Below are 22747 nucleotides of genomic sequence, written 5' to 3'. Positions count from 1 at the left end.
AAAATGTTTCCAAACAGTATAACCTTGCTGCCGGCAAAAGTTGGCTAGCTGATATGACAGGGCGAGCCCTTACAGATTGACACTTCTCTTACAGCGAAATTGACAACATCCGATGGCATTCGCTGCGACACTGTGGGTGTACGTACAGAGCCGCCAACGGCCACCGACTAAGATCAACCCATCATTGAACCCTGGAGTAGAAAAATGCGACTTGCTCACAACAATATGAAACGCATCGCCGCCGTGCTGGTCCTGGCCGCCGCATCCACGTCCGCGTTTGCCCAGAGCGCCGACTACCGCCGCGGCTACGACGACGGCTATGCCGCCGGCCAGCGCGACGCCCGCGATGGCGGCCGTGGCAACCATGGACGCGGCAATTTGAACATCGAAGAGGCGACCTATGGCGTGCGTGGCGCCATGTGCGATGCGCGCCGCGCAGTGCGCCAGGAAGCCGAACGCAACGGCGGCCTCGTCGTGGCCGGCAATCACCTGTGCGGCGATCCCAAGCGCAATACCAACAAACAGCTGACCGTCGTTTACCGCTGCGGCAACGACCGGCCTGTCCAGGTGTCCGCGCGCGAAAACGACACGCTGCGCCTGAGCTGCTGGCGCTAAGCGCTAGCGCTGCGTGAAATGCCGGGGCAATTGCAAGACCGCCTCGGCATTCGACGACGAAAAGCAGCGGTCGGCCGCCTCCAGCAGCGGCAGCCACGCATACTGCACATGCTCGCGCGGGCTGAGCGTGATGGCGATGTCGCGCGGCACGCAGACCGAGAACACGTGCTCGGTGTTATGCGTCACGCCCGGCGCGTAGCGGTGGCGCCAGGTCGGATAGATCTCGTAAATATTTGACAATCCCCAGTCCAGCAGGCGGATTGTATCCCCATCGGCAACAATCCCCGTTTCCTCGAACAATTCGCGCGTGGCCGTCTGCAGCAGTGGCTCGTCGAGCGCATCGAGCGACCCGGTGACCGATTGCCAGAAGCCGGGCCGGTCGGCGCGTTCGATCAACAGCACTTCCAGGTCAACCGTATGGATGACAACCAGGACCGACTCGGGAATCTTGTGCACGCTTGAACACTCCGTGAAACGAATAAAAAAGGCCGGAACCCGTCAGCGACAGGTTCCGGCCTCTATTCTACCCAGCCATACGGCCGGACGTGCTTAGCCGACTTTCGGCTCGTTACGCAGGCGGATGTGCAGTTCCTTGAGCTGCTTCTCGTCCACTTCCGACGGCGCATTGGTCAGCAGATCCTGCGCGCGCTGGGTTTTCGGGAAGGCGATCACGTCGCGGATCGATTCCGAGCCGGTCATCAGCGTGATCAGGCGGTCCAGGCCGAAGGCCAGGCCACCGTGCGGCGGCGCGCCGTATTGCAGGGCATCCAACAAGAAACCGAATTTGAGCTGCGCTTCTTCGGCGTCGATCTTCAGGGCGCGGAACACCTTGCTCTGGACTTCTTCGCGGTGGATACGGATCGAGCCGCCGCCCAGTTCCCAGCCGTTCAGGACCATGTCGTAGGCCTTGGCAACGCAGGCGCCCGGGTTGGTCTCGAGCATGTCTTCGTGGCCATCCTTCGGTGCGGTGAACGGGTGGTGGGTGGCGTTCCAGCGGTCGCCGTCTTCGTCGTATTCGAACATCGGGAAGTCGATCACCCACAGCGGCGCCCAGACGTCGTCGAACAGGCCGGCCTTCTTGCCGAATTCCGAGTGGCCGATCTTCACGCGCAGCGCGCCGATGGCGTCATTCACAACCTTGGCCTTGTCGGCGCCGAAGAAGATCAGGTCGCCGTCTTCCGCTTTGGTCAGTTCCAGGATCTGGGCGAGCACCTCGTCCGAGATGTTCTTGACGATCGGCGACTGCAGGCCGTCACGGCCTTTCGCCTTCTCGTTGACCTTGATGTAGGCCAGGCCCTTGGCGCCATAGATGGCGACGAACTGGGTGTAGGCATCGATTTCCGAACGCGGCATCGACGCGCCCTGCGGCACGCGCATGCCGACCACGCGGCCACCGGCCATGTTGGCGGCGGAATTGAACACCTTGAACTCGACCGACTTCATCAGTTCGGTCAGTTCGGTGAATTCCAGCTTGACGCGCATGTCCGGCTTGTCCGAACCGTAGGAGCCCATGGCGGTGGCGAAGTCCATCACCGGGAACGGGTTCGGCAGATCGATGCCGGCGGCGTTCTTGAAGACGACGCGCATCATGTCTTCGAACAGGTCACGGATTTCCTGTTCGGTCAGGAACGAGGTTTCGCAGTCGATCTGGGTGAATTCCGGCTGGCGGTCGGCGCGCAGGTCTTCGTCGCGGAAGCACTTGGTGATCTGGTAGTAACGGTCGAAGTTGGCGACCATCAGCAGCTGCTTGAACAGCTGCGGCGATTGCGGCAGCGCGAAGAAGTTGCCTGGGTTGACGCGCGACGGCACCAGGTAGTCGCGTGCGCCTTCCGGGGTCGACTTGGTCAGCATCGGGGTTTCGATGTCGATGAAGCCCAGGTTGTCGAGGTACTTGCGCACTTCCATCGACACCTTGTAGCGCAGGCGCAGGTTGTGCTGCATCTGGTTGCGGCGCAAATCGAGCACGCGGTGCGTCAGGCGGGTGGTTTCCGACAGGTTGTCGTCGTCCAGCTGGAAAGGCACCGGCACCGAGGCGTTCAGCACTTCGAGCTGGGTGGTGTTGATCTCGATCTTGCCCGACTTCAGGTTGGCGTTGGCGGTACCTTCCAGGCGGTTCACGACGGTGCCGGTGATGCGCAGGCAGTACTCGTTACGCACGTGCTCGGCGGCCTTGAAGACATCCGCATTGTCCGGATGGCAGACGACCTGCACCAGGCCTTCGCGGTCGCGCAGGTCGATGAAGATGACGCCACCGTGGTCGCGGCGGCGGTGCACCCAGCCGCACAGGCTGACGGTTTGGCCCAGCAGTTCTTCGGTGACGAGGCCGCAGTAGTTGGTACGCATGGAGGACATATTTTTCTCTATTCCAGGTTGGTATTTCGGTTGCACCGCCAATGCCACGGCGGCCTTGATGCTAATGCTTTATTCGGGAGCGACGACGCCCATCGAGACGATGTATTTCAGCGCGGCGTCGACCGTCATGTCCAGCTCGACGACCTTGCTGCGTTCCATCATCAGGAAGAAGCCGGACGTCGGGTTCGGGGTCGTCGGCACATACACGCTCAGGTACTCGCCGACCAGGTGGTTCTTCACGTCGCCGCCCGGCGCACCGGTGACGAAAGCGATAGTGTAGGAGTCCGCGTGCGGATAGGGAATCAAAACCGCTTGGCGGAACGCGTTGCCCGAGGACGAGAACAGCGTGTCGGACACCTGCTTGACGCTGCCGTAGAGCGAGCTGACGACCGGGATGCGTTTCAGCAGGCGCTCGCCCAGGCGCACGATGTAGTTGCCGACCAGGTTGTTGGTGAGCAGGCCGGTCAGGAAGACGATGGCGATGGTGAGGATCGCGCCGATGCCGGGGATGTCGAAGCCGAACAGGGCGCGCGGCTGCCAGCGCGCCGGCACGAACAGCAGCGACTGGTCGAGCGTGCCGATGACCATGCTCAGGACCCAGGCGGTAATCGCCAGGGGGACCAAGATCAGCAGGCCGGTAAGAAAGTATTTGCGCATCGGTTTCTCGTTGTTCTTATTGCCGCGGCGCAGGGGCCGCGGGCGGGTACATCAGGTCTTGCTGGTGTCGCTCGACGCCTTGGCGGCCGGTGCGGCGGCTGGCGTGCTGTCGCCCGACGACGCGGCCGGGGCGGCGCTCGTGGCCGGCGCGGACTCCGACGGCGCGGCCGGCGCGGTGCCGGTGGCCGGCGCTTTGCCGCCACGGAAATCGGTCACATACCAGCCGGTGCCCTTCAGCTGGAAGCCGGCCGCGGTCAGCTGCTTCTTGAATGCAGGCTTGCCGCAGGACAGGCAGTCGGTCAACACCGGATCGGAAATTTTTTGCAGCACATCTTTGGAAAAACCGCATTCATCGCAGCGGTAAGCGTAAATCGGCATTGGATACTCCGCAAAAATCTTCAAAACCCTGAATTATAAAGCTTTTGTCGCGTAAGTTGCCGATTCGCTGGAAAGGCCCCGTACAGCGGTGGGCAGGGTGGCTGGCTTAGCATTCCTGGAGCGGAGCAGTGTTGTTTTTAATCAGCATTTGGCCAGATCCGTTTGCCGAGGATCAACTAAAGTGATTAAATATCATCTCTCAACGGGATGCGTGCCGGCAGGTCCATGTAACCTGCCGCTGAAAGAGTCAAGAAACAGAAGTTTGCGCGACGCGAGTTGCCGCATGGCCGTACAAGAACGATGTACTTCAAAAAGCCCGCGCATGCGGGCGTTTTTTTGTCTGGATGGTGTGCATGCCGTAACGAATGATCTTGCCTGTGTAGGGTGGACCGGGCCACGAAAGGCGGCTCTGCCGTCCACGCGTCGATAGTTACAGGCAAGATCGTCGTGCACGATGACGGAGCGGATAGCGATCGACGCGTGGACAGCGCACAGGATGCGAACGCTCATCGGTCTCAGGCGGAGCTGTCCACCCTACGTTGAAGCCGCCACCGATCAACGGCGGCGCCAGGTCATCCAGCGCTCCTTGCCGGCAAACACGGGAATGGAATCGACCACTTCGCTGTCTTCGATGCATTCGAAATGCGGCAGCAGCAATTCCTCCAGCGCCGCACGCGCGATGCCGAACGGCGGCCCTTTCGGCGATTCGCCAACGAAAAAGAACCCAGCCAACAAGCCACCGGCCGGCAACAGCTCGGCCCAGCGCGCGGCAATGCGAGGCCACATACTTGGGGGCATCGCGCACAGGAAGGCCTGCTCGTAGATCAGGTCCAGCGCACGCGGCGGCGCATAGGCAAAGAAATCCGCCTCCACCACCCTGCCCGCCCACTGTCCGACCGCCTGCCTGGCAAGCTGCACCGCGGCCGGCGAGAAGTCGATCGCCGTCGCATCCCAGCCGGCATCCATCAGGAAGGCCAGCTCACGCCCACTGCCGCAACCGGGAATCAGCGTCGTCAATGGCTGCGGCGTGCGGGCCACGACATCGCGCAAGCCCTGCGGCACCCCCCCCCGTTCCCAGGGCGTGAACGCCTTCTCGAAACGCTCGTCCCAGAAACCGGGCGTCAAGGGATCGCGGCTGGCGAAGTCAACCATCTCAGGCTGCGCCGCCGTAGCGCGTCAGCAAGGCCGCAAACAAGATCCCGGACGTGATCCCGCCCGCCAGCCAGGCCAGGAAGCCGAGCAGCCGGTTGCTGCGCCGTACTTCCGCCAACACCTGCTGCATCATCTCGTGGTTGGTCGCCCCGTGCGGATGCGAATGGTGTTCCAGCGCCTGGTGCATCAAACGCGGCAACTGCGGGAAGATGTGCGCATAACGCGGCGCCTCGGCTTTGAAGCGCTCGACGAAACCGCGCCAGCCCACCTGTTCGGCCATCCAGCGCTCCAGGTAAGGCTTTGCCGTCTTCCACAAATCCAGGTCCGGATCGAGCTGGCGCCCCAGGCCTTCGATGTTCAGCAGGGTCTTTTGCAGCAGCACCAGCTGCGGCTGGACTTCGACGTTGAAGCGGCGCGAAGTCTGGAACAGGCGCAGCAGGATCTGGCCGAAGGAAATGTCCTTCAGCGGCCGGTCGAAGATCGGTTCGCAGCAGGCACGCACCGCCGACTCCAGTTCGTCCACGCGGGTATCGCGCGGCGCCCAGCCGGATTCGATGTGGGCCTCGGCCACGCGCTTGTAGTCGCGGCGGAAGAAGGCCAGGAAGTTCTGCGACAGGTAATCCTTGTCGAAGTCGTTCAGGGTGCCGACAATACCGAAGTCCAGTGCAATGTAGCGCCCAAAACTTTCCGGCTCCACCGAGACCAGGATGTTCCCCGGGTGCATGTCAGCATGGAAGAATCCATCGCGGAACACTTGGGTGAAAAAAATTTCCACGCCATCGCTGGAGAGCTTTTTCAGGTCCACGCCTTCGGCCGCCAGGCGGTCGATCTGCGACACCGGGATGCCGCGCATGCGTTCCATCACGATCACGCTGCTCGAGCAATAGTCCCAGAACATCTCCGGCACCATCAGCAAGGTCGAATCGGCAAAGTTGCGGCGCAGCTGGCTGGCATTCGCCGCCTCGCGCATCAAATCGAGCTCGTCGTGCAGGTATTTGTCGAACTCGGCCACCACTTCGCGTGGCTTCAGGCGGCGGCTTTCGGCCCACAGCTTTTCGATGAGGGCGGTCGCCATGTGCATCAGGGCGATGTCCTCGTCGATGGTTTTCTTCATGCCCGGACGCAGCACTTTCACCGCCACTTCACGCCCGTTCTTCAGGGTGGCAAAGTGCACCTGGGCAATCGAGGCCGAGGCCACCGGCACCGGGTCGAAGCTGGCAAACAACTGGTCGGGTGACGCACCGAGCGACCGCGTGATCTGGGCAATCGCCAGGTCGGAACCGAAAGGCGGCACGCGGTCCTGCAGCAGCGACAGTTCATCGGCGATATCGGGCGGCATCAGGTCGCGCCGGGTCGACAGCACCTGGCCGAACTTGATGAAGATCGGGCCGAGTTCCTCGAGCGCCAGGCGCAGGCGGATCGCGCGTGGCGTGGTAATGCGGCGCCAGAAGAAAATACCGTTGATGAGGCGGGCGGTGCGTGGCACCCGCAGGCCGGACATTGCAATTTCATCGAGGCCATACTTAATGACGACCGTGAAGATTTTAAGCAGGCGCAGGAATTTCAATATCATCAGCTATCCAGGGTAGTGTCCCCGCTCGGGCGGGTTGTCGGAATGACGGCGCCGCGCTGCGCCGAAGTCTGCACGATGGCGTTGGCGGGCGCGACGATGACGGCCGTCGCCGGCTTTTGCGCTGCTTTTTGCGCCAATGCCTGTTCGAGTTTGGCGATGCGCTTCGCGGCGCGTTCGACGTCGTCGCGCAGGCGCACCACGTCCGCACCGAATTCCTCGACATCGTTCGGGCGCACCAGCACCGGTTGTTCCTCGACCAGGAACTCGGCCAGGTTTTCCGCCAGGCGGCGGCCGGTGGCGCGGGCATTCGCCACCGCGCTGCGCGCGCCACCGGCCAGGCGCGTGGCGCCGATCGGGCCGAACAGGCGTTCGAGGTCATGCTCCGGTTCCCAGCGCAAGCCCTTGCTCAGCTGCGAGATCGTGTTCGCGAATTCGGCGTCGCCCTCGATGCGCACATACGAAAAGGCGCGGTCGCGGTTCTGGGCGATCAGCGGCAGGTCGGCCAGCTTGACGTGGATGGTGACGTTCGGAACCGCATCCGGCTCGCCCGCTTCCAGCAGCCCGTCGGCGGCCACGCGCAGGCGTACCTGCAGGTGGCCGGTGTCGATGCAGGCCAGCTTGCCGTTGTGACGGCGCAGCGCCGTGCGCGCCCAGTCTTCCTGGGCCAGCAAGTGGTTGATGGTGGCGCTGGCCGTGGCGCTCAGGGTGCGCTGCGGGGACAAAAAGTTTGAACTCGGAAACATGAATGTGTTCGCTAAAAAAACAAAGCCGCCCGGGGTAGCGCGGGCGGCTTCGATCTTACCAGTTCGCCGCGGTCAAACCCGGGCGCACAGGAAAGTTTGCAAAAAAAGTATTACGCAATCTGCTGAATGCCCGCGAGCACCCAGCCACCATTGCCCGACAGCGGTTTCGACATGTTCCAGACCTCGTTCAATGGCTCGGTCGGCGCATTCGGCGCGGTGCGGATCTGGCCGCTGAACTGCACGCTGGCCAGGTAGTCGGTGGCCGTGGTCTCGATGCCCAGCAGCTGGGCGCCGATCTCGACCACCTCGGTGTAGTCGGCGTTCGGGCCGCGTTCCTGGATCTGCATGCTCAGCTCGGCAAACACTTCCGGCGTGGTGAACTCGCGCAGGTCGTTGACGTCGCCCTTGTCCCAGGCCGCCTGCATGCGGATGAAGCTGGCTTTCGCATGGCGCAGGAAGGCGTCGGTATCGAAGTCGGCCGGCACGCCCCAGGCTTGCGGCGCCGGCGCTGCTTTATTCAGCGACAGGCCGCCGACCGGCTGCTGGGCCTGGAAGGCTTGCGGCTGCGGCTGCGGCTGACCCAGACCCGAACCGATGGACGGCGTGCCGCCCGCCGGCACTGGCTGCCCGTTGAAACCCTGGAACGACGAATTCGCCGGCGTGTCCTTGCGGCGGAACATGCGCACGATGAACAGCACGGCCAGCGCCAGCAGCGCGAACATGATCAGGCCCGACAGGAAGGACGCCATGGCGCCGCCGATGCCGAGGTGCGAGAACAAGGCGCCCAGGCCGAGGCCGAGCAGCGCGCCGCCCAGGATGCCTTTCCACATGCTCGGACGCTTGGCTTGCGCAGCAGCAGCGCCGGCAGCGGCAGGCGCGGCGGCCGGCGTATTCGGCTGCGTGGTCTGGCGGTTCACCGGCGCGGCCGGCGCTGGCGCCGGCGGCGGCGCCTGGCGCACGGTCTGCGACTGGCGGCCGAAGGAACGCTTGCCGCCCATCGGGCGCGCGGTGGCTTCCGCGATCATCGCGGTGGTGGTCAGCGCCAGCACGGCGGCAACGAGTAACTTTTTCATCGTCTTGCTCCTCACATCTTGATGCCGGTGTGCAGGGCCGCCACACCCGCCGTCAGGTTGTAGTACTGCACGCGTTCGAGCCCGGCGTCCTGCATCATGGTCTTCAGCGTTTCCTGGTCCGGGTGCATGCGGATCGATTCGGCCAGGTAACGGTAGCTTTCCGAGTCGTTGGCGATGCGCTGGCCCAGCCATGGCAGCACCGAGAACGAATACAGGTCGTAGGGCTTCTGCAGAGGGGCCGCCACCTTCGAGAACTCCAGCACCAGCAACTTGCCGCCAGGCTTGAGCACGCGGCGCATTTCCGCCAGTGCCTGGTCCTTGTGCGTCATGTTGCGCAGGCCGAAGGCCACGCTGACCCGGTCGAAATAATTGTCCGGGAACGGCAACTTCTCTGCGTCACAGAGCAAGGTGGGGGTGACTAGCCCTTTATTCAACAGGCGATCGCGGCCCACGCGCAGCATCGACTCGTTGATGTCGGTGAGCCAGACTTCGCCGCTCGGCCCCGCCTGCTTGGCAAAGGCCTTCGACAGGTCACCGGTGCCGCCGGCAATGTCGAGCACCTTGAAGCCGGGACGCACGCCGGCCTGGGCGATGGTGAAGGTCTTCCAGATGCGGTGCAGGCCGCCGGACATCAGGTCGTTCATCACGTCGTACTTCGACGCAACCGAGTGGAAAACCTTGGCGACTTCGTGGACCTTGTCGTCCTCGGAGACAGTCTTGTAGCCGAAATGGGTGGATTTGGTCATGGCAGTGGGCAGTTTGATCTTGCCGCATTATACAAGCGACACGCTTGCAGGCTGGAACTCGACACCGGGGCGCGCCAACCTGGCAGTTCAGCTAGGGTCGCCGGGAACGAAACCGGCATGTCCAGATGCTATTCTTGCAACAGATTATTGTCGCTGCCATGCAAGAGGAAAGTCATGCTTCACACGCGTTTCGTTGTACGCCATGCGCTCCCGGCCCTGCTGCTGGGCTGTGCGCTGTCCCCGGCCCAGGCCATGACCGCCGTCGAAAAGCGGGTCGACACGGCCAGCGCGCCGCACCTGACGCTGGGAGGGGGCGGCAAGACCATGCTCGTCCATTACGTGCAGTCGAAGGACGATCACCGTGTCGGAATCCTGGCATCGAATCTCGCCGACCTCAAGCAGAAGGTGGCATTCTGCGTGGAAGCCAATCGACGCCTTGGCCGTCCCGTGCGTGCGCCGCGCGAATTTCCGGAACAGGTGGGGCGCACCAATGCGTTCGAATACTCCGCGCCCAACCGCAGGATCCTCTACACGGTGAACTACAGCGTTCGCATGGCCGATGACTGCAGCCTGGTCGAAACCGAAGACCGCGAGGCCAGCCTGAGTTCCGTGAAAGGCAGCTGCGAGATCGATCTGGTGCGCAAGACCGCACACGGCGTGTGCGACAGAGGCGGCCATGCCGATGCCGTGCGCACCCCGCTCGCCCCGGGCCGCGAGCAGCAGGAAAAGACCCGCGCCGCGCTCGAGGCCGATCCGCGCATGGCCAAGCAGATGGCCGTGCTGCGCCGCCTGTCCGCCAACGTTCCCGCCAGCGGCGAGAAACTGACCATCGCCGGCCTCGAATGCGAAGTCGTGAACGCGATGGGCTCCACCTCGGGCTGCATCACCCGGGCCGGCAGCTTCATCCCGACCGTCGGCCTCGAAGGCGTCTCGCTGCGCGGCCATTTCGGTGGGTTAGGTACGACGGCCGTCGCGGCGAAACTGGACATGCCGGTCAACCCGGCCATCTTCACGCCCTACGTGAACGGCGGCTTCACGATCACGGCGGAGCCACAGTGACGCCGCGCCGCCACGCCGCTGCCGCAATGACACTGGCGCTGGCCGCGCTGCCTTGCCAGGCCGGCACCACGCTCGAACGCCAGGCCGAGGCCGATGCGAAGACCGCGCCCCACCAGCTCCTCGGGCCAGTTGCCAAGCCCGTACTCGTCCACTACGTTCAGCTGAGGGACGACTCCAGGCCAGTCCGATCGTGCAAGGGGGCGTGCGCCAGCTGCGGGAACTGATGCCGATCTGCGTGGAAGGCAACCGGCGCCTCGGGCGGCCCGCGAATCCGCCGCCTGCGCTCCCGGACCAGGTTTTGCACACCTACAGGTACGACTATGCCGCGTCGAACCGGACCATTATCTACACCCTGACTTACCATGCGACGCTGGCCGAGGACTGCAGCCTGCTCGAGCGAATCGAGCTGAACGCCAAGCTGCGCTCCAGCAAGGGCAGCTGCGTGATCGACCTCAAGCGCAAGACCGCCAAGGGCGTGTGCGACGCCAGCGGCCATGCCGATGCGCCTCCACAGCCACCGCGGGGCGATGCGGCCAGCCTGCAAGCGGCCCTGGCGCCGCTGGCGGCCGATCCGCGCATGGCCAGGCAGATCGCTGCCCTGCGCCAGTTGCCCGGCGCCGGCAAGCCGGTCGAAGGAGCGCGCCGTACCATCGCCGGCGTCGAATGCCGGATGATCGAGCCCCTGGCCGGCGCGCGCGGCTGCATCAGCCGGGCCGGCAGTTTTGTGCCGACCGCCAACGCAGCCAGGGGCATGTCCTTGTATGTCGACGTCGCCAAGGAAGTCCTGGTCGCGACGCAAGCCCGGTTCGACCTGCCGCTCGACCCCGCCATCTTCACGCCTTACCTGGACGGCGGCTACACCATCAGCGGCAAGGACGCGAAATGACGCCTGTTCGTGAAGCCCGTCGTGAAGCCTGGAGACCTTCCATGCACAAGCAGAAAATCGTGGTTGCCGTTCTTGCCGCGTCCGTCGCGATACCCGCCATGACCGCAGGCGACGGGGACTTGTGGATACTGCCGGTTACCGTTGGCTGCGTGGCGCAGTATCCGGAACTGGTAGGAAAGGAGTTGGCCGAGGCCTTGTCGAAAGAACCCAAGTTCGCGGAACAGCTTGGAAAAGCAAGGGCATGCCTGCGCACCCGGCCATGGTCGGCCAAGGCGCTGTGCACCGAGGTCCTGCGCGAGGACCTCAAGTCCTGGCCTGGCGCGGAATATTACGCGCGGATGCGCGAGACCTACAGCACGGAGCTGGGCAGCATGTTCGAGGAAGGCTCCTGCCTGCGGCCCAAGGACTGGGCGGCGCCCGCGAAACGGGAGTAGCGCGTGCTGCGACGTCACTTGCCCGGCCTTTGCCCGTCGACGCAAGGCGAAGCGATGACCAGGGGGCGGGCCCCGGGCCAGGCATGAGCCAGCGAACGCCAGACAAGCATGCCCGCGCCATCGCTATCGGCCTGGTTGCCGGTCCGCTGCTCGCCATCTGCCTGACTGTCGCGGCAGTGGCGATCCCGGCAGCCACCCGCTCCGCAGGCCACTACGACATCGGCAACGAGCTGCTCATGGCGGTGTTCTTCAGCTATGCGCTCTTCACGCTGCAGCTGACGGCGCCGTTCGGCATCGCCATGTATGTCGCCTACGTCTACGTGGCCGTGGCGAGAAAGCGGCGCATCGGCCTGGCCCTGTTTGCCGCCCACTACCTGTTCGCGGCCGTGGTGGCGCTGCCGTTTTTCCTGCACCGCGATCCCGGCCTGCCCGGGAAAACGGCAATCCAGTTCGCCATGCTGCGCGAACGTCCGCTCACCCTGCTCTTTTGCCTCGGCCCCTTCTTCGTTGCGAATCTCTGGTATCTCATCCGCCTGCTGCGCCGATGATGCGGCGACACGGCGCGGGCGCTCCGGGACGTCCCGATACTGGTACGGTCGATCGAGGAAGCGATGGGCGCCGGTTATCTGCTGACGCTTGATAACGGCAAGAAACTTGAGATATCGCGGCGCAATGCTGCTCAGTTGAAGGAAGCAATGAGCCTGTAAGTTTATTGCCTTGTGGATTTATATCGCAGCGGAATGTCGTTACAGTCCAACTCGGCAATAAAAGATATGCAAATTGTGCTTCACGAAAGCAAACTTATCCCTATAATAAATCTGCTTTGTTGAGTACGGCGCTAAACGTCATCCGTTCACACCAGTAGTTCAGGCAAGGCATAACAACTAATAACTTTAGGGGAGTAACAAAATGACGAGCGGTACCGTTAAATGGTTCAACGATGCAAAAGGTTTTGGTTTCATCACGCCTGACGGCGGCGGTGAAGACGTGTTCGCCCACTTCTCGGCGATCAACGCACAAGGCTTCAAATCGCTGGCCGAAAACCAGCGCGTGACTTTCGAGATCACCACTGGTCCGAAGGGCAAGCAGGCTGCGAACATCCAGCCGCAGTAATGTGCGCATGCCGGCCTCGGCCGGTGTCGTGAATAAGGAAAAGCCAGCGTGAGCTGGCTTTTTTCTTTGGGGGCGGCAGATAAATGCCGGCTAGCTTATTGGCGATTGCCGAGACGTACGGTGGGCACACCGTGCCCACGCGGAACGGTGATCAATATTGGCATCGGATTTGTCGCGAACGATGCCGATCGGCGGCGCATCCCAAATGCGTCTCGTTCGCGCCGCTTTCCCATGCATGCGCCGCGGAGCGAATTGTCACGGTCACGGACGCCGGATGAGCACGTAACCGCGTGGGCACGGAGTGCCCACCGTACGGTTGAGGTCTCGATTGAACCGGGCGTTAGTGGCTATGTCCGCTACAACCGCCGCCATGGCGCTTCAGTTCGCCGGGCAGGATCTTGCCCGGTTCGCGGCCGCTGTCGCCATCGAAACCGGCGGCGTGCAGACGGCCCATGTAGTCTTCCCACAGCGCATTCTGCTCGCTGCCGAGCTTGTACAAGTAGTCCCAGGTGTAGATGCCGCTGTTGTGGCCGTCGGTGAAGACCGGTTTGATGGCGTAGTTGCCGACCGGTTCCACGCCGCTGACGCTCACGTCACGCTTGCCCACTTGCAGGGTTTCCTGGCCTGGGCCGTGGCCCTTCACTTCGGCCGAGGGCGAGTACACGCGCATCAGTTCGAACGGAATCGAGAAGGTCTTGCCGTCGTCGAATGCGATCTCGAGGATGCGGGATTTCTGGCGGACGGCCAGGTCGGTTGGTTGTGGCATTGCTGTGTTCATCCTTGTTGGTTCATGCGCCGCGCAATCGCGTCGGCGAGCGCGGGCAGCAGCGCGCGGCGTGCTTCCAGCGTGGTTTGTTCGGTCTGGCGCACGGCCGCGGCCCACACGGGCGCGGGGAAGTGCGCATCGTCAGTGTAGCGCGGGATCACGTGCCAGTGCAGGTGCGGCACCACGTTGCCCAGGCTGGCCACGTTGACCTTGGTGGGCGCCATCACGTCGCGCACGGCCTGCTCGACCTGGTACACGGCTTCGTTCAGCAGCAGGCGATCCTCGCGCGCCAGGTCGCTCATCTCGCGCACATGGTCGCGCCAGATCACGCGGCAAAAGCCGGGATAGTTGGCGTCGTCGACGATGATCACCGACAGTTTGCTGTCGGCGTACACGGTCATGGGAGCGGCCAGGTCGCACAGTTCGCAGCCCGGCTCGCGGATCGGTGCACTCGTCATACCAGCACCCTTTCGATACCGCCGTTATTGGCGCGTGCGACGTAGTCCGGCAGCCAGTTATCGCCCAGCAGGTGTTTCGCGATCTCGACCACGATGTAGTCGGCGCTGGTGCCGGCATCGGCGTTGTAGCGCGACAGGCCTTGCAGGCAGGACGGGCAGCTGGTCAGCACCTTCACTTCGCCCTCGAAGCCGTCCTCGCGCAGTTTGGCGGCGCCCTTCTGGATCTCGTTCTCCTTGCGGTAGCGCACCTGGGTCGCGATGTCGGGACGCGTGATGGCAAAGGTGCCCGACTCGCCGCAGCAGCGCTCGTTCTTCTCGATCTTCACGTTGTCGACGGTCTGCACCAGCGCGTTCACGGTCTTCACCGAGTCCTGCATCTTCATCGGCGTGTGGCAGGGGTCGTGGTACATGTAGCGCACGCCGTTCACGCCTTCGAGCTTGACGCCCTTCTCCAGCAGGTATTCGTGGATGTCCATGATGCGGCAGCCGGGGAAGATCTTCTCGAACTCGTAGGTCGCCAATTGGTCGTAGCAGGTGCCGCAGGAGACCAGCACGGTCTTGATGTCCAGGTAGTTCAGCGTGTTCGCCATGCGGTGGAACAGCACGCGGTTATCGGTCATCATCTTGTCGGCCTTGTCGTACTGGCCGGCGCCGCGCTGGGGATAGCCGCAGCACAAATAACCCGGCGGCAGCACGGTCTGCACGCCGACTTCCCACAGCATCGCCTGCGTCGCCAACCCGACCTGCGAGAACAGGCGCTCGGAACCGCAGCCGGGGAAGTAGAACACGGCCTCGGTATCGGCATTCGTCGCCTTCGGGTTGCGGATGATCGGGATGACCTTGTCGTCCTCGATGTCGAGCAGCGCGCGCGCGGTCTTCTTCGGCAAATTGCCCGGCATTTTCTTGTTGATGAAGTGGATCACCTGCTCGCGTACCGGCGCCTTGCCGGTGGTCGGCGGCGGCGCCTTGACCTGATCCTTGGCCAGGCCGCGCAGCAGCTTGTTCCCCAAACGCTGGGCCTTGAAGCCGAAGCCGACCATCGCCTGGCGCGTGGCGTTGATGGTGGTCGGGTCGGTCGCGTTCAGGAAGAACATGGCCGCGCGGTTGGCCGGCTTGAAGCTGCGCTTGTCCATCTTGCGCAGCAGGTTACGCATGTTCATCGAGACATCGCCGAAGTCGATGTTCACCGGGCACGGCGTCACGCACTTGTGGCACACGGTGCAGTGGTCGGACACGTCCTCGAACTCTTCCCAGTGGCGGATCGACACGCCGCGCCGGGTCTGCTCTTCGTACAGGAAGGCTTCGATCAGCGCCGACGTCGCCAGGATCTTGTCGCGCGGCGAGTACAGCAGATTCGATTGCGGCACGTGGGTGGTGCAGACCGGCTTGCACTTCCCGCAGCGCAGGCAGTCCTTGATGCTGTTGGCGATCTCGCCGATGTCGCTCTGCTGCATGATCAGCGACTCGTGGCCCATCAGGCCGAACGACGGCGTGTAGGCGTTGGTGAGATCGGCCGCCACCGCCGTGGTGTTCAGGAGCTTGCCCTTGTTGAAGCGGCCTTCCGGATCGACGCGCTGCTTGTAGTCGCGGAATTCGCGGATCTCGTCGTCGGTCAGGAATTCAAGCTTGGTGATGCCGATACCGTGCTCGCCCGAGATCACGCCATCCAGCGAGCGGGCCAGCTTCATGATGCGCTCGACAGCTTTATGCGCGTCCTGCAGCATGGCGTAATCGTCCGAGTTCACCGGCAGGTTCGTGTGCACGTTGCCGTCGCCGGCGTGCATGTGCAGGGCCACGAAGACGCGCGAGCGCAGCACCCGCTTGTGGATGGCCACGGTCTCGTCGAGGATGCATTTGTACGCCGCGCCGTTGAAGATCTGGCGCAATGGCGCGCGCAGGTCCTGCTTCCACGAGATGCGCAGGGTGTGGTCCTGGACCACGTCGAACAGGGTTGTATCCGGGTGGCGGCCGATGCGGCTGTCGAAACCGGCGGACAGGTGGCCCAGGCCGAGTTCATCGAGCTTGGCGTGCACGGCGCGCAGCGGCTGGTCCAGGTTCGCCAGGATAAAGGCCCAGCGCGCACCCACCTGCTCGACCAGCGCCACGGCCTGCTGCGGGCGATCGCCCATGATCTCGTCGCGCGCCACGGTGTCGCCGCTGGCGTCGTCGCTCTTCTCCAGCGGCAGGTTGCCGCCCGAGAGATAGGTGTGCAGCTGTTCGGCCAGCTGCAGCTTGTTCTTGATCGACAGCTCGACGTTGATGCGCTCGATGCCGTCGGTGTATTCGCCCATGCGGTTCAGCGGGATCACCACGTCTTCGTTGATCTTGAAGGCGTTGGTGTGGCGCGCAATCGCCGCGGTGCGGGCGCGGTCGAGCCAGAACTTCTTGCGCGCTTCCGGGCTGACGGCGACGAAGCCTTCGCCGACGCGGGTGTTCGCGATGCGCACCACTTCCGAGGCGGCCATGGCCACCGCGTTTTCGTCGTCGCCGACGATGTCGCCGAACAGCGCCATTTTAGGGAGCGTGCCGCGTTTCGACTTGGTGGCGTAGCCGACCGCGCGCAGGTAGCGCTCGTCGAGGTGTTCGAGGCCGGCGAGACGCAGTGTCTCGAATTCCGGCTTGCCGCTTTTCGGCAGGCTGTCGAGGTAATCCTTGATTTCGACGATCGACGGGATCGCATCGCGCGCCTGGCCGAAGAATTCCAGCGCCACGGTGCGCGTGAACTTCGGCATCTTGTGCAGGATCCAGCGGCCCGAGGTAATCAGCCCATCGGTGCCCTCTTTCTGCACGCCCGGCAGGCCGGCCAGGAATTTATCCGTGACGTCCTTGCCGAGGCCCTCCTTGCGGAACTTGCGGCCCTCGATGGTCAGCGTTTCGGTGCGGAAGGGTTCGCCCTTCGGCGCGCCGCGCGTGGACGGGTGGGTCCATTCGAGCTTGAAGACGGCGGTCGGCGCGTCGTGGATCTTGCCGAGGTTGTGGTCGATGCGCGTGACTTCGAGCCAGTCGCCGTTCGGGTCGACCATGCGCCAGGACGCCAGGTTATCCAGCGCCGTGCCCCACAGGACGGCCTTCTTGCCGCCCGCGTTCATGGCGATGTTGCCGCCGATGCACGAGGCGTGGGCCGAGGTCGGGTCGACCGCGAACACGAAGCCGGCCTTTTCGGCGGCCTGCGAGACGCGCTGGGTGACGACGCCGGCGCCCGTATAAATGGTCGCGTAGTCGCGGTCCAGGCCGGGCAGGCGCGTCATCTCGACTTCGCCCAGGGCGATCAGCTTTTCGGTGTTGATTACGGCCGACATCGGGCTTAATGGAATGGCGCCGCCGGTGTAGCCGGTGCCGCCGCCGCGCGGGATGATGGTCAATCCGAGTTCGATGCAGCCTTTGACCAGGCCGGCCATTTCCTCTTCGCTGTCGGGCACCAGCACCAGGAAGGGGTATTCGACGCGCCAGTCGGTGGCGTCGGTGACGTGCGAGACGCGGTGCATGCCGTCGAAGCGGATGTTGCGCTTGTCGGTGTAGGCGCCGAGCACGGCGCGGGCGCGCTTGCGCAAGTCGTACATGTCGCGGAATTCGCGGCCGAAGTCGTCGACGGCCTTGCGCGCTGCCTGCAGCAGCTGTTCGACGGCGGCGCTGCGCGAGGCGGCGGTGGCGGCGTCGCCCTCGCTGGCATCCACGGTGATGCGGCGTTTATCCACTTCGGCCAGGCGATGGTGCAAGGCGTCGATCAGTTTCTGGCGCCGCTTCGGGTTGTCCAGCAAGTCGTCCTGCAAATACGGATTGCGGCGCACCACCCAGATATCGCCCAGCACCTCGTACAGCATGCGCGCCGAACGGCCGGTCTGGCGCGCGCCGCGCAGTTCGTCGAGCAGCTGCCAGCACGACTCGCCCAGCAGGCGGATCACGATCTCGCGGTCGGAGAACGACGTGTAGTTATAGGGGATTTCGCGCAGGCGGGCCGGCGCGTTGTCGGCGAGGAGCGTGTGGATGTGTACTGGGGCGTTCATGGATAGGATCGATTTGGACTGGCCCGAAGGACAACCATTCTAGCTTATTGCGTCGCACAACGCTGGGCAGGCGGCGATTCGCGCAGAGGTTAACAGCAAGAATATTTGCATTCCAGGCTGTCTATGCAAATTTCCTTTGCATGGGGAGGCGCTTTGGCACGGAAGATTAGCCTTGCAGCAATCTCATCCGAATCGCATGCGTTGGGCGGATCGTAGGGTGGACGGCTGTGCCGTTCACGCGTTCACCAGACCTCCGTGTTATCGCGCCACCATGCAGACACTGGTTGAACGCGCGGACGGCGCCCAGGCAGTCGCCAGAGACCCGTTCAGGTATAGCCGCCTCTCGTGGCCCGGTCCACCCTACGTTTAACCGGTAATCCTCGTCAGCAGATCGCCGACGCTTTTCCAGAAGCCGTCGGGGATATACAGCAGGGCCGCGGTCATGGTGACATACCGGCCGAATTTGCCGATGGCCATGTACATCACGCTGGGCCAGAACGGCAAGTGCAGCCAGCCGGCCAGGGTGCACAGGGGGTCGCCGATGCCGGGCACCCAGGACAGCAGCATGGTCTTGGCGCCGAAGCGGCGCAGCCAGCCGAACCAGCGGCTCTGGCGCTCCTTGGCGAAGGCGATCTTGGCGCGGTAGCCGATGCCGTAGTTCAGCACGCCGCCGAGCGTGTTGCCGACGGTGGCCACCAGGATCGCCGGCCAGAACATCGCGGGATTGGCCTTGATGACGGCAAACACGGCCGGCTCGGAACCGAGCGGCACCAGGGTGGCGGAAACGAACGCGATGAGGAATACCGACGTGAGCCCGACTGTGGGAGCGGCGAGAACCTTGAGCAGCCAGAGGACGGCGGTTTCGATCATCGGTGGCCATTGAACAGTTAGAGCTGTCCATTATAATGAGGAAAATCTATCGCCCTCGACACGATACGGCGCGCTAACACCCCAGCGCGGTCGTATCGGCTGCATGCCTCGGTCACCCACCAGGAAACACAGTCTCGCGTCACCGGAAACCAGGACACTGGCCTTTGAATCTCCTATTCCCGACCATGACTACCGATTACCTCAAGAAAATCCTCACCTCGCGCGTCTACGACGTGGCCCAGGAAACCCCGCTCGAACTCGCGCCGACCCTGTCGCAGCGCTTCGGCAACCGCATCTATTTCAAGCGCGAAGACATGCAGAGCGTGTTCAGCTTCAAGCTGCGCGGCGCCTACAACAAGATGGCGCACCTGTCTTCCGAAGCCCTGAAGCGCGGCGTGATCTGCGCTTCGGCCGGCAACCATGCCCAAGGCGTGGCGCTGTCCGCCGCGCGCCTCGGCTGCCGCGCGCTGATCGTGATGCCGACCACCACGCCGCAGGTGAAGATCGACGCCGTAAAAACGCGCGGCGGCGCGGCGGTCGAGGTGGTGCTGCATGGCGATTCCTACACCGACGCCTACCAGCACGCGCTGCTGCTCGAACGCGAGCAAAAGCTGACCTTCGTCCATCCTTTCGACGATCCGGACGTGATCGCCGGCCAGGGCACGATTGCCATGGAAATCCTGCGCCAGCATTCGGGGCCGATCCACGCGATCTTCGTGGCGATCGGCGGCGGCGGGCTGATCTCGGGCATCGGTTCGTACGTGAAAGCGGTGCGGCCCGATATCAAGATCGTCGGCGTGCAGACCATCGATTCGGACGCGATGGCGCGCAGCCTGAAGGCGGGCGAGCGCGTGACCCTGCCGGACGTCGGCCTGTTCTCGGACGGCACCGCGGTGCGCCTGGTGGGCGAGGAAACCTTCCGCGTGGCGAAGGAAGTCGTGGACGAGATCATCCTGGTCGATACCGATGCGATTTGCGCGGCGATCCAGGACGTGTTCCAGGACACGCGCAGCATCCTGGAGCCGGCCGGTGCGCTGGCGGTGGCTGGGGCCAAGGCTTACGTGGAACGCTCGCAGATGGCGCGCCAGCCGGTGAAGAACGAGACCCTGGTGGCGGTGGCCTGCGGCGCCAACATGAACTTCGACCGCCTGCGTTTTGTCGCCGAGCGCGCCGAAGTGGGCGAGGCGCGTGAAGCCGTGTTTGCGGTGACGATACCCGAGCAGCGCGGCAGTTTCCGGCGTTTCTGTTCGCTGGTGGGGCCGCGCAATGTCACGGAATTTACCTACCGCATCAGCGATGAGCGCCAGGCGCATGTGTTCGTGGGCGTGCAGGTGGGCAGCCGCGGCGAATCGTCATTGCTGGCGCGTACCTTCGAGCAGCACGATTTCCGGACGCTGGATTTGACGCACGACGAGCTGGCCAAGCTGCACATTCGCCACCTGGTGGGGGGCAAGAGCGCGCTGGCGCAGGATGAGTTGCTGTATCGCTTCGAGTTTCCCGAGCGGCCGGGGGCGCTGATGCGTTTCCTCGACAGCATGGCGCCGAACTGGAATATCTCGCTGTTCCATTATCGGAACCAGGGTGGGGATGTGGGGCGCATCCTGGTTGGATTGCAGGTGCCGGGTGGGGAGATGGATGAGTTCCGGCAGTTTTTGGCGACGCTGGGGTACCGGTATTGGGATGAGAGTGCGAATCCGGTGTACAAGTTGTTCTTGTGATCGCTGGGGTTAAACCCTCCCGCGCTTGAGTACGTGGGGCTGTTGCCTGTGCCGTCGTGGGTGTGCATGGTCCGCGTGGGCACGGGGTGCCCACCGTACGGTCACCGTTATCGGCTGGTTCATGCAAGAAGCGCCACCGCACAGCGAGATCATAGGAAACCCGGATACGCAGCGTGTCCCGTACGGTGGGCACTCCGTGCCCACGCGGACCAAAAACACCGATAACGGCACAGGCAACAGCCCCATTAGCCTCCGCACTTCCCCGCCAACGTCGCTCCATCCGCGCCGCGTCCACCGCCCCCATCCTCGACACGTCCGCCGCCCAAGCGAATCGCCCACCGATCAGCAGAAAGGTGTACGATACGCCGCTTTGCCGCCGCCGGGCCGGCATTCGTTCGCGCAAGCAATACCCCGCAGAGCCACCAGCGCGCAGCACCGGCCCCTCGAGACCAGATCATGACCAATACTCCCGATCAATCGCCACTTGGCAAATCTTCCGCCTACCAGACCCAGTACGCGCCGGAACTGCTGTTCCCGATCCCGCGCCAGCAAAAGCGCGACGAGCTGTCCATCACGGGGACGCTTCCCTTCTTCGGCATGGACATCTGGAACGCCTACGAATTGTCGTGGCTGAACATGCGCGGCAAGCCGCAGGTGGCGATCGCCACCGTCAGTGCGCCGGCCGACTCGCCGAACATCGTCGAATCGAAGTCGTTCAAGCTCTACCTGAACTCCTTCAACCAGACCCGCGTGGCCGGCCCCGACGCCCTGCTCGCCCTGCTGCGCGAAGATTTGTCGAATGCCTTCGGCGCCCCGGTCCACATCACCCTCACCGAAGCCGAGCACTTCGGCAAGCTGAAGATGGGCGAGCTCGACGGCCTGCTGCTGGACCGCCTGGACATCGACATCGACGCCTATTCTCCGGCGCCGGAACTCCTGAAAGCCAACTTCGACGAAGCCCCGGTCGAGGAAACCCTGGTCTCGCACCTGCTGAAATCGAATTGCCTGGTCACCGGCCAGCCGGACTGGGGCAGCGTGCAGATCCAGTACGCCGGCCCGCAGATCGACCAGGAAGGCTTGCTGCGCTACCTGATCGGCTTCCGCGAGCACAACGAATTTCACGAGCAATGTGTGGAGCGCATCTTCATGGACGTGCTGCGCCAGTGCAAGCCGAGCAAGCTGTCGGTGTACGCACGCTATACCCGGCGCGGCGGTCTCGACATCAATCCCTGGCGCGCCAACTTCAGCACCGGCCGTCCGCATAACCTGCGCGGGGCGCGTCAATAAACTGTGCGTTTGCCGCCACATCGAGCAACCAAAAAACAACAGCGCACGAAACCCTCCGGTTTTCGGACATCGTCCCCAGATACGGGGAAAAGACGGCGAAACGGGGCACGCGCCCCGCTTTCACCCACGGGATCGGGTTTTTCATTACGGAAATTGCGTAGGCCTTGCGAAAGCGCAAATCGCGCTGCCGGCACGGCCTGCCGAGGGATCGAAACCATCCTCTGACAGGGGTAGGATACCGACGCGAAATCGAATGTCACGGCCATTAAACCGGCCTATAATTCTGCACCGCAAGTTGCCCGCGCAGTTGAGCTGTGCTTTGCGCGCAGTTGCCTGAACTGAGCTGCACCATCCAGAAGCGTGTTATGACCAACCTTAGCAAAATTCTTTCGCTTGAAAACGTCCAGCTCGACATCGAAGTGTCGAGCAAAAAACGCGCTTTCGAGCAGGCCGGCCTGATTTTTGAAAACAACTGCGGCATTGCGCGCTCGACCGTGACGGACAATCTGTTCGCCCGCGAGCGCCTCGGCTCCACCGGCCTCGGCCATGGCGTGGCCGTCCCGCATGGTCGCGTGAAAGGCAGCAAGAGCCTGAAGAACCCGATCGCCGCCTTTGTCCGCCTGGCATCGCCGATTCCTTTCGAGTCGCCCGACGGCCGCCCGGTCAGCCTGCTGTTCTTCCTCCTGATCCCGGACCACGTGACCCAGCAGCACCTGGAAATTTTGTCCGAGATCGCGGAACTGTTCTCGGACGAGGCGATCCGCACTGCCCTGGCTTCCGATCCGGACCCACGTTCAGTGCACGAACGAATTATCAACTGGCAACCAAGCTTGCAGGCCTTGGGTTAAACTGAGGGGGCCCTT

Annotated in this window: 21 protein-coding genes and 1 pseudogene; 9 read left to right on the top strand and 13 right to left on the bottom strand. The window is 63.5% G+C overall.

Features of this window, described 5'->3' with window-relative positions:
* Positions 1-225 precede the first annotated feature (225 nt).
* Entirely contained in the window at positions 226-615 is a 390-nt protein-coding gene (locus QPK31_RS15835) for a hypothetical protein (protein WP_290423876.1), read from the top strand.
* A gap of 3 nt (positions 616-618) precedes the next feature.
* Here QPK31_RS15835 and nudB read toward each other — a convergent pair whose 3' ends face one another.
* The 9 genes and pseudogenes from nudB to ubiE all read right to left on the bottom strand — a co-directional run bounded on the left by nudB (position 619) and on the right by ubiE (position 9289).
* Positions 619-1071 (bottom strand): dihydroneopterin triphosphate diphosphatase, encoded by a 453-nt coding sequence (gene nudB / locus QPK31_RS15830; RefSeq protein ID WP_290423875.1) that lies wholly within the window; start codon positions 1069-1071, stop codon positions 619-621.
* A 93-nt stretch (positions 1072-1164) separates the two neighbouring features.
* Complete coding sequence (aspS, locus tag QPK31_RS15825; RefSeq protein WP_290423874.1) at positions 1165-2967, bottom strand: aspartate--tRNA ligase; 1803 nt, start codon at positions 2965-2967, stop codon at positions 1165-1167.
* 69 nt (positions 2968-3036) lie between these two features.
* Complete coding sequence (locus QPK31_RS15820; protein WP_290423873.1) at positions 3037-3624, bottom strand: DUF502 domain-containing protein; 588 nt, start codon at positions 3622-3624, stop codon at positions 3037-3039.
* 51 nt (positions 3625-3675) lie between these two features.
* Complete coding sequence (locus QPK31_RS15815; RefSeq protein ID WP_290423872.1) at positions 3676-4002, bottom strand: FmdB family zinc ribbon protein; 327 nt, start codon at positions 4000-4002, stop codon at positions 3676-3678.
* Between the two features lie 555 nt (positions 4003-4557).
* Positions 4558-5154, bottom strand: a complete 597-nt coding sequence (locus tag QPK31_RS15810) for a methyltransferase domain-containing protein (protein ID WP_290423871.1) — start codon at positions 5152-5154, stop codon at positions 4558-4560.
* A gap of 1 nt (position 5155) precedes the next feature.
* Positions 5156-6727, bottom strand: a complete 1572-nt coding sequence (gene ubiB / locus QPK31_RS15805) for a ubiquinone biosynthesis regulatory protein kinase UbiB (protein ID WP_290423870.1) — start codon at positions 6725-6727, stop codon at positions 5156-5158.
* 134 nt (positions 6728-6861) lie between these two features.
* Positions 6862-7470 (bottom strand): annotated as a pseudogene (locus QPK31_RS15800) (SCP2 domain-containing protein); the annotation flags it as partial.
* A 110-nt stretch (positions 7471-7580) separates the two neighbouring features.
* Complete coding sequence (locus QPK31_RS15795; RefSeq protein WP_290423869.1) at positions 7581-8543, bottom strand: Tim44 domain-containing protein; 963 nt, start codon at positions 8541-8543, stop codon at positions 7581-7583.
* Positions 8544-8554: 11 nt separating this feature from the next.
* Entirely contained in the window at positions 8555-9289 is a 735-nt protein-coding gene (gene ubiE, locus QPK31_RS15790; protein WP_290423868.1) for a bifunctional demethylmenaquinone methyltransferase/2-methoxy-6-polyprenyl-1,4-benzoquinol methylase UbiE, read from the bottom strand.
* Between the two features lie 174 nt (positions 9290-9463).
* Here ubiE and QPK31_RS15785 point away from each other — a divergent pair, with 174 nt between their 5' ends.
* The 5 genes from QPK31_RS15785 to QPK31_RS15765 all read left to right on the top strand — a co-directional run bounded on the left by QPK31_RS15785 (position 9464) and on the right by QPK31_RS15765 (position 12781).
* On the top strand, positions 9464-10348 hold the full coding sequence (locus QPK31_RS15785; RefSeq protein ID WP_290423867.1) for a hypothetical protein: 885 nt from the start codon (positions 9464-9466) through the stop codon (positions 10346-10348).
* A 202-nt stretch (positions 10349-10550) separates the two neighbouring features.
* Positions 10551-11234, top strand: coding sequence for a hypothetical protein (locus QPK31_RS15780; RefSeq protein WP_290423866.1), 684 nt, complete (start codon positions 10551-10553; stop codon positions 11232-11234).
* Between the two features lie 41 nt (positions 11235-11275).
* Positions 11276-11668, top strand: a complete 393-nt coding sequence (locus QPK31_RS15775) for a hypothetical protein (protein WP_290423865.1) — start codon at positions 11276-11278, stop codon at positions 11666-11668.
* Between the two features lie 83 nt (positions 11669-11751).
* The gene (locus QPK31_RS15770) at positions 11752-12216 is read left to right on the top strand and encodes a hypothetical protein (RefSeq protein ID WP_290423864.1); all 465 of its coding nucleotides are present in this window, start codon (positions 11752-11754) and stop codon (positions 12214-12216) included.
* Positions 12217-12577: 361 nt separating this feature from the next.
* Positions 12578-12781, top strand: coding sequence for a cold-shock protein (locus QPK31_RS15765; RefSeq protein WP_182990774.1), 204 nt, complete (start codon positions 12578-12580; stop codon positions 12779-12781).
* A 340-nt stretch (positions 12782-13121) separates the two neighbouring features.
* On the opposite strand, the gene QPK31_RS15760 is transcribed toward QPK31_RS15765, so the two are convergent.
* The 4 genes from QPK31_RS15760 to QPK31_RS15745 all read right to left on the bottom strand — a co-directional run bounded on the left by QPK31_RS15760 (position 13122) and on the right by QPK31_RS15745 (position 18879).
* A complete protein-coding gene (locus QPK31_RS15760; RefSeq protein ID WP_290423863.1) occupies positions 13122-13547 on the bottom strand; it encodes a DUF971 domain-containing protein in 426 nt (141 codons plus the stop codon).
* An 8-nt stretch (positions 13548-13555) separates the two neighbouring features.
* Complete coding sequence (locus QPK31_RS15755) at positions 13556-14005, bottom strand: HIT family protein (protein WP_290423862.1); 450 nt, start codon at positions 14003-14005, stop codon at positions 13556-13558.
* Positions 14002-18009 carry a DUF3683 domain-containing protein gene (locus QPK31_RS15750; protein WP_290423861.1) on the bottom strand — a complete coding sequence of 1336 codons (4008 nt, stop codon included), beginning with the start codon at positions 18007-18009 and terminating at the stop codon, positions 14002-14004. Before QPK31_RS15750 ends, QPK31_RS15755 begins: the two co-directional genes overlap by 4 nt.
* A gap of 366 nt (positions 18010-18375) precedes the next feature.
* Positions 18376-18879 carry a YqaA family protein gene (locus QPK31_RS15745; protein WP_290423860.1) on the bottom strand — a complete coding sequence of 168 codons (504 nt, stop codon included), beginning with the start codon at positions 18877-18879 and terminating at the stop codon, positions 18376-18378.
* Positions 18880-19064: 185 nt separating this feature from the next.
* On the opposite strand from QPK31_RS15745, the gene ilvA reads away from it, so the two are divergent.
* From ilvA to QPK31_RS15730, 3 genes are all read left to right on the top strand, one after another.
* Positions 19065-20597, top strand: a complete 1533-nt coding sequence (ilvA, locus tag QPK31_RS15740; RefSeq protein WP_290423859.1) for a threonine ammonia-lyase, biosynthetic — start codon at positions 19065-19067, stop codon at positions 20595-20597.
* Positions 20598-21053: 456 nt separating this feature from the next.
* On the top strand, positions 21054-21884 hold the full coding sequence (queF, locus tag QPK31_RS15735; protein ID WP_290423858.1) for an NADPH-dependent 7-cyano-7-deazaguanine reductase QueF: 831 nt from the start codon (positions 21054-21056) through the stop codon (positions 21882-21884).
* 365 nt (positions 21885-22249) lie between these two features.
* Positions 22250-22732: a PTS sugar transporter subunit IIA gene (locus QPK31_RS15730; protein WP_229437697.1), complete on the top strand. Its 483-nt coding sequence runs from the start codon at positions 22250-22252 to the stop codon at positions 22730-22732.
* The last annotated feature ends 15 nt before the right edge of the window (positions 22733-22747 follow it).

Source organism: Massilia sp. YIM B02769 (assembly GCF_030411995.1).
Lineage (GTDB): Bacteria > Pseudomonadota > Gammaproteobacteria > Burkholderiales > Burkholderiaceae_D > Telluria.
This window is presented reverse-complemented; position numbering and strand designations above follow the sequence as displayed.

Coding starts and splice junctions, on each gene's coding strand:
- QPK31_RS15835 (WP_290423876.1), top strand. CDS start 226: ATGAAACGCATCGCCGCCGTGCTGGTCCTGGCCGCCGCATCCACGTCC.
- ubiE (WP_290423868.1), bottom strand. CDS start 9,289: ATGACCAAATCCACCCATTTCGGCTACAAGACTGTCTCCGAGGACGAC.
- QPK31_RS15755 (WP_290423862.1), bottom strand. CDS start 14,005: ATGACGAGTGCACCGATCCGCGAGCCGGGCTGCGAACTGTGCGACCTG.
- QPK31_RS15765 (WP_182990774.1), top strand. CDS start 12,578: ATGACGAGCGGTACCGTTAAATGGTTCAACGATGCAAAAGGTTTTGGT.
- QPK31_RS15785 (WP_290423867.1), top strand. CDS start 9,464: ATGCTTCACACGCGTTTCGTTGTACGCCATGCGCTCCCGGCCCTGCTG.
- ilvA (WP_290423859.1), top strand. CDS start 19,065: ATGACTACCGATTACCTCAAGAAAATCCTCACCTCGCGCGTCTACGAC.
- QPK31_RS15745 (WP_290423860.1), bottom strand. CDS start 18,879: ATGATCGAAACCGCCGTCCTCTGGCTGCTCAAGGTTCTCGCCGCTCCC.
- QPK31_RS15770 (WP_290423864.1), top strand. CDS start 11,752: ATGAGCCAGCGAACGCCAGACAAGCATGCCCGCGCCATCGCTATCGGC.
- QPK31_RS15760 (WP_290423863.1), bottom strand. CDS start 13,547: ATGCCACAACCAACCGACCTGGCCGTCCGCCAGAAATCCCGCATCCTC.
- queF (WP_290423858.1), top strand. CDS start 21,054: ATGACCAATACTCCCGATCAATCGCCACTTGGCAAATCTTCCGCCTAC.
- QPK31_RS15810 (WP_290423871.1), bottom strand. CDS start 5,154: ATGGTTGACTTCGCCAGCCGCGATCCCTTGACGCCCGGTTTCTGGGAC.
- QPK31_RS15795 (WP_290423869.1), bottom strand. CDS start 8,543: ATGAAAAAGTTACTCGTTGCCGCCGTGCTGGCGCTGACCACCACCGCG.
- QPK31_RS15775 (WP_290423865.1), top strand. CDS start 11,276: ATGCACAAGCAGAAAATCGTGGTTGCCGTTCTTGCCGCGTCCGTCGCG.
- ubiB (WP_290423870.1), bottom strand. CDS start 6,727: ATGATATTGAAATTCCTGCGCCTGCTTAAAATCTTCACGGTCGTCATT.
- QPK31_RS15750 (WP_290423861.1), bottom strand. CDS start 18,009: ATGAACGCCCCAGTACACATCCACACGCTCCTCGCCGACAACGCGCCG.
- QPK31_RS15820 (WP_290423873.1), bottom strand. CDS start 3,624: ATGCGCAAATACTTTCTTACCGGCCTGCTGATCTTGGTCCCCCTGGCG.
- aspS (WP_290423874.1), bottom strand. CDS start 2,967: ATGTCCTCCATGCGTACCAACTACTGCGGCCTCGTCACCGAAGAACTG.
- QPK31_RS15815 (WP_290423872.1), bottom strand. CDS start 4,002: ATGCCGATTTACGCTTACCGCTGCGATGAATGCGGTTTTTCCAAAGAT.
- QPK31_RS15730 (WP_229437697.1), top strand. CDS start 22,250: ATGACCAACCTTAGCAAAATTCTTTCGCTTGAAAACGTCCAGCTCGAC.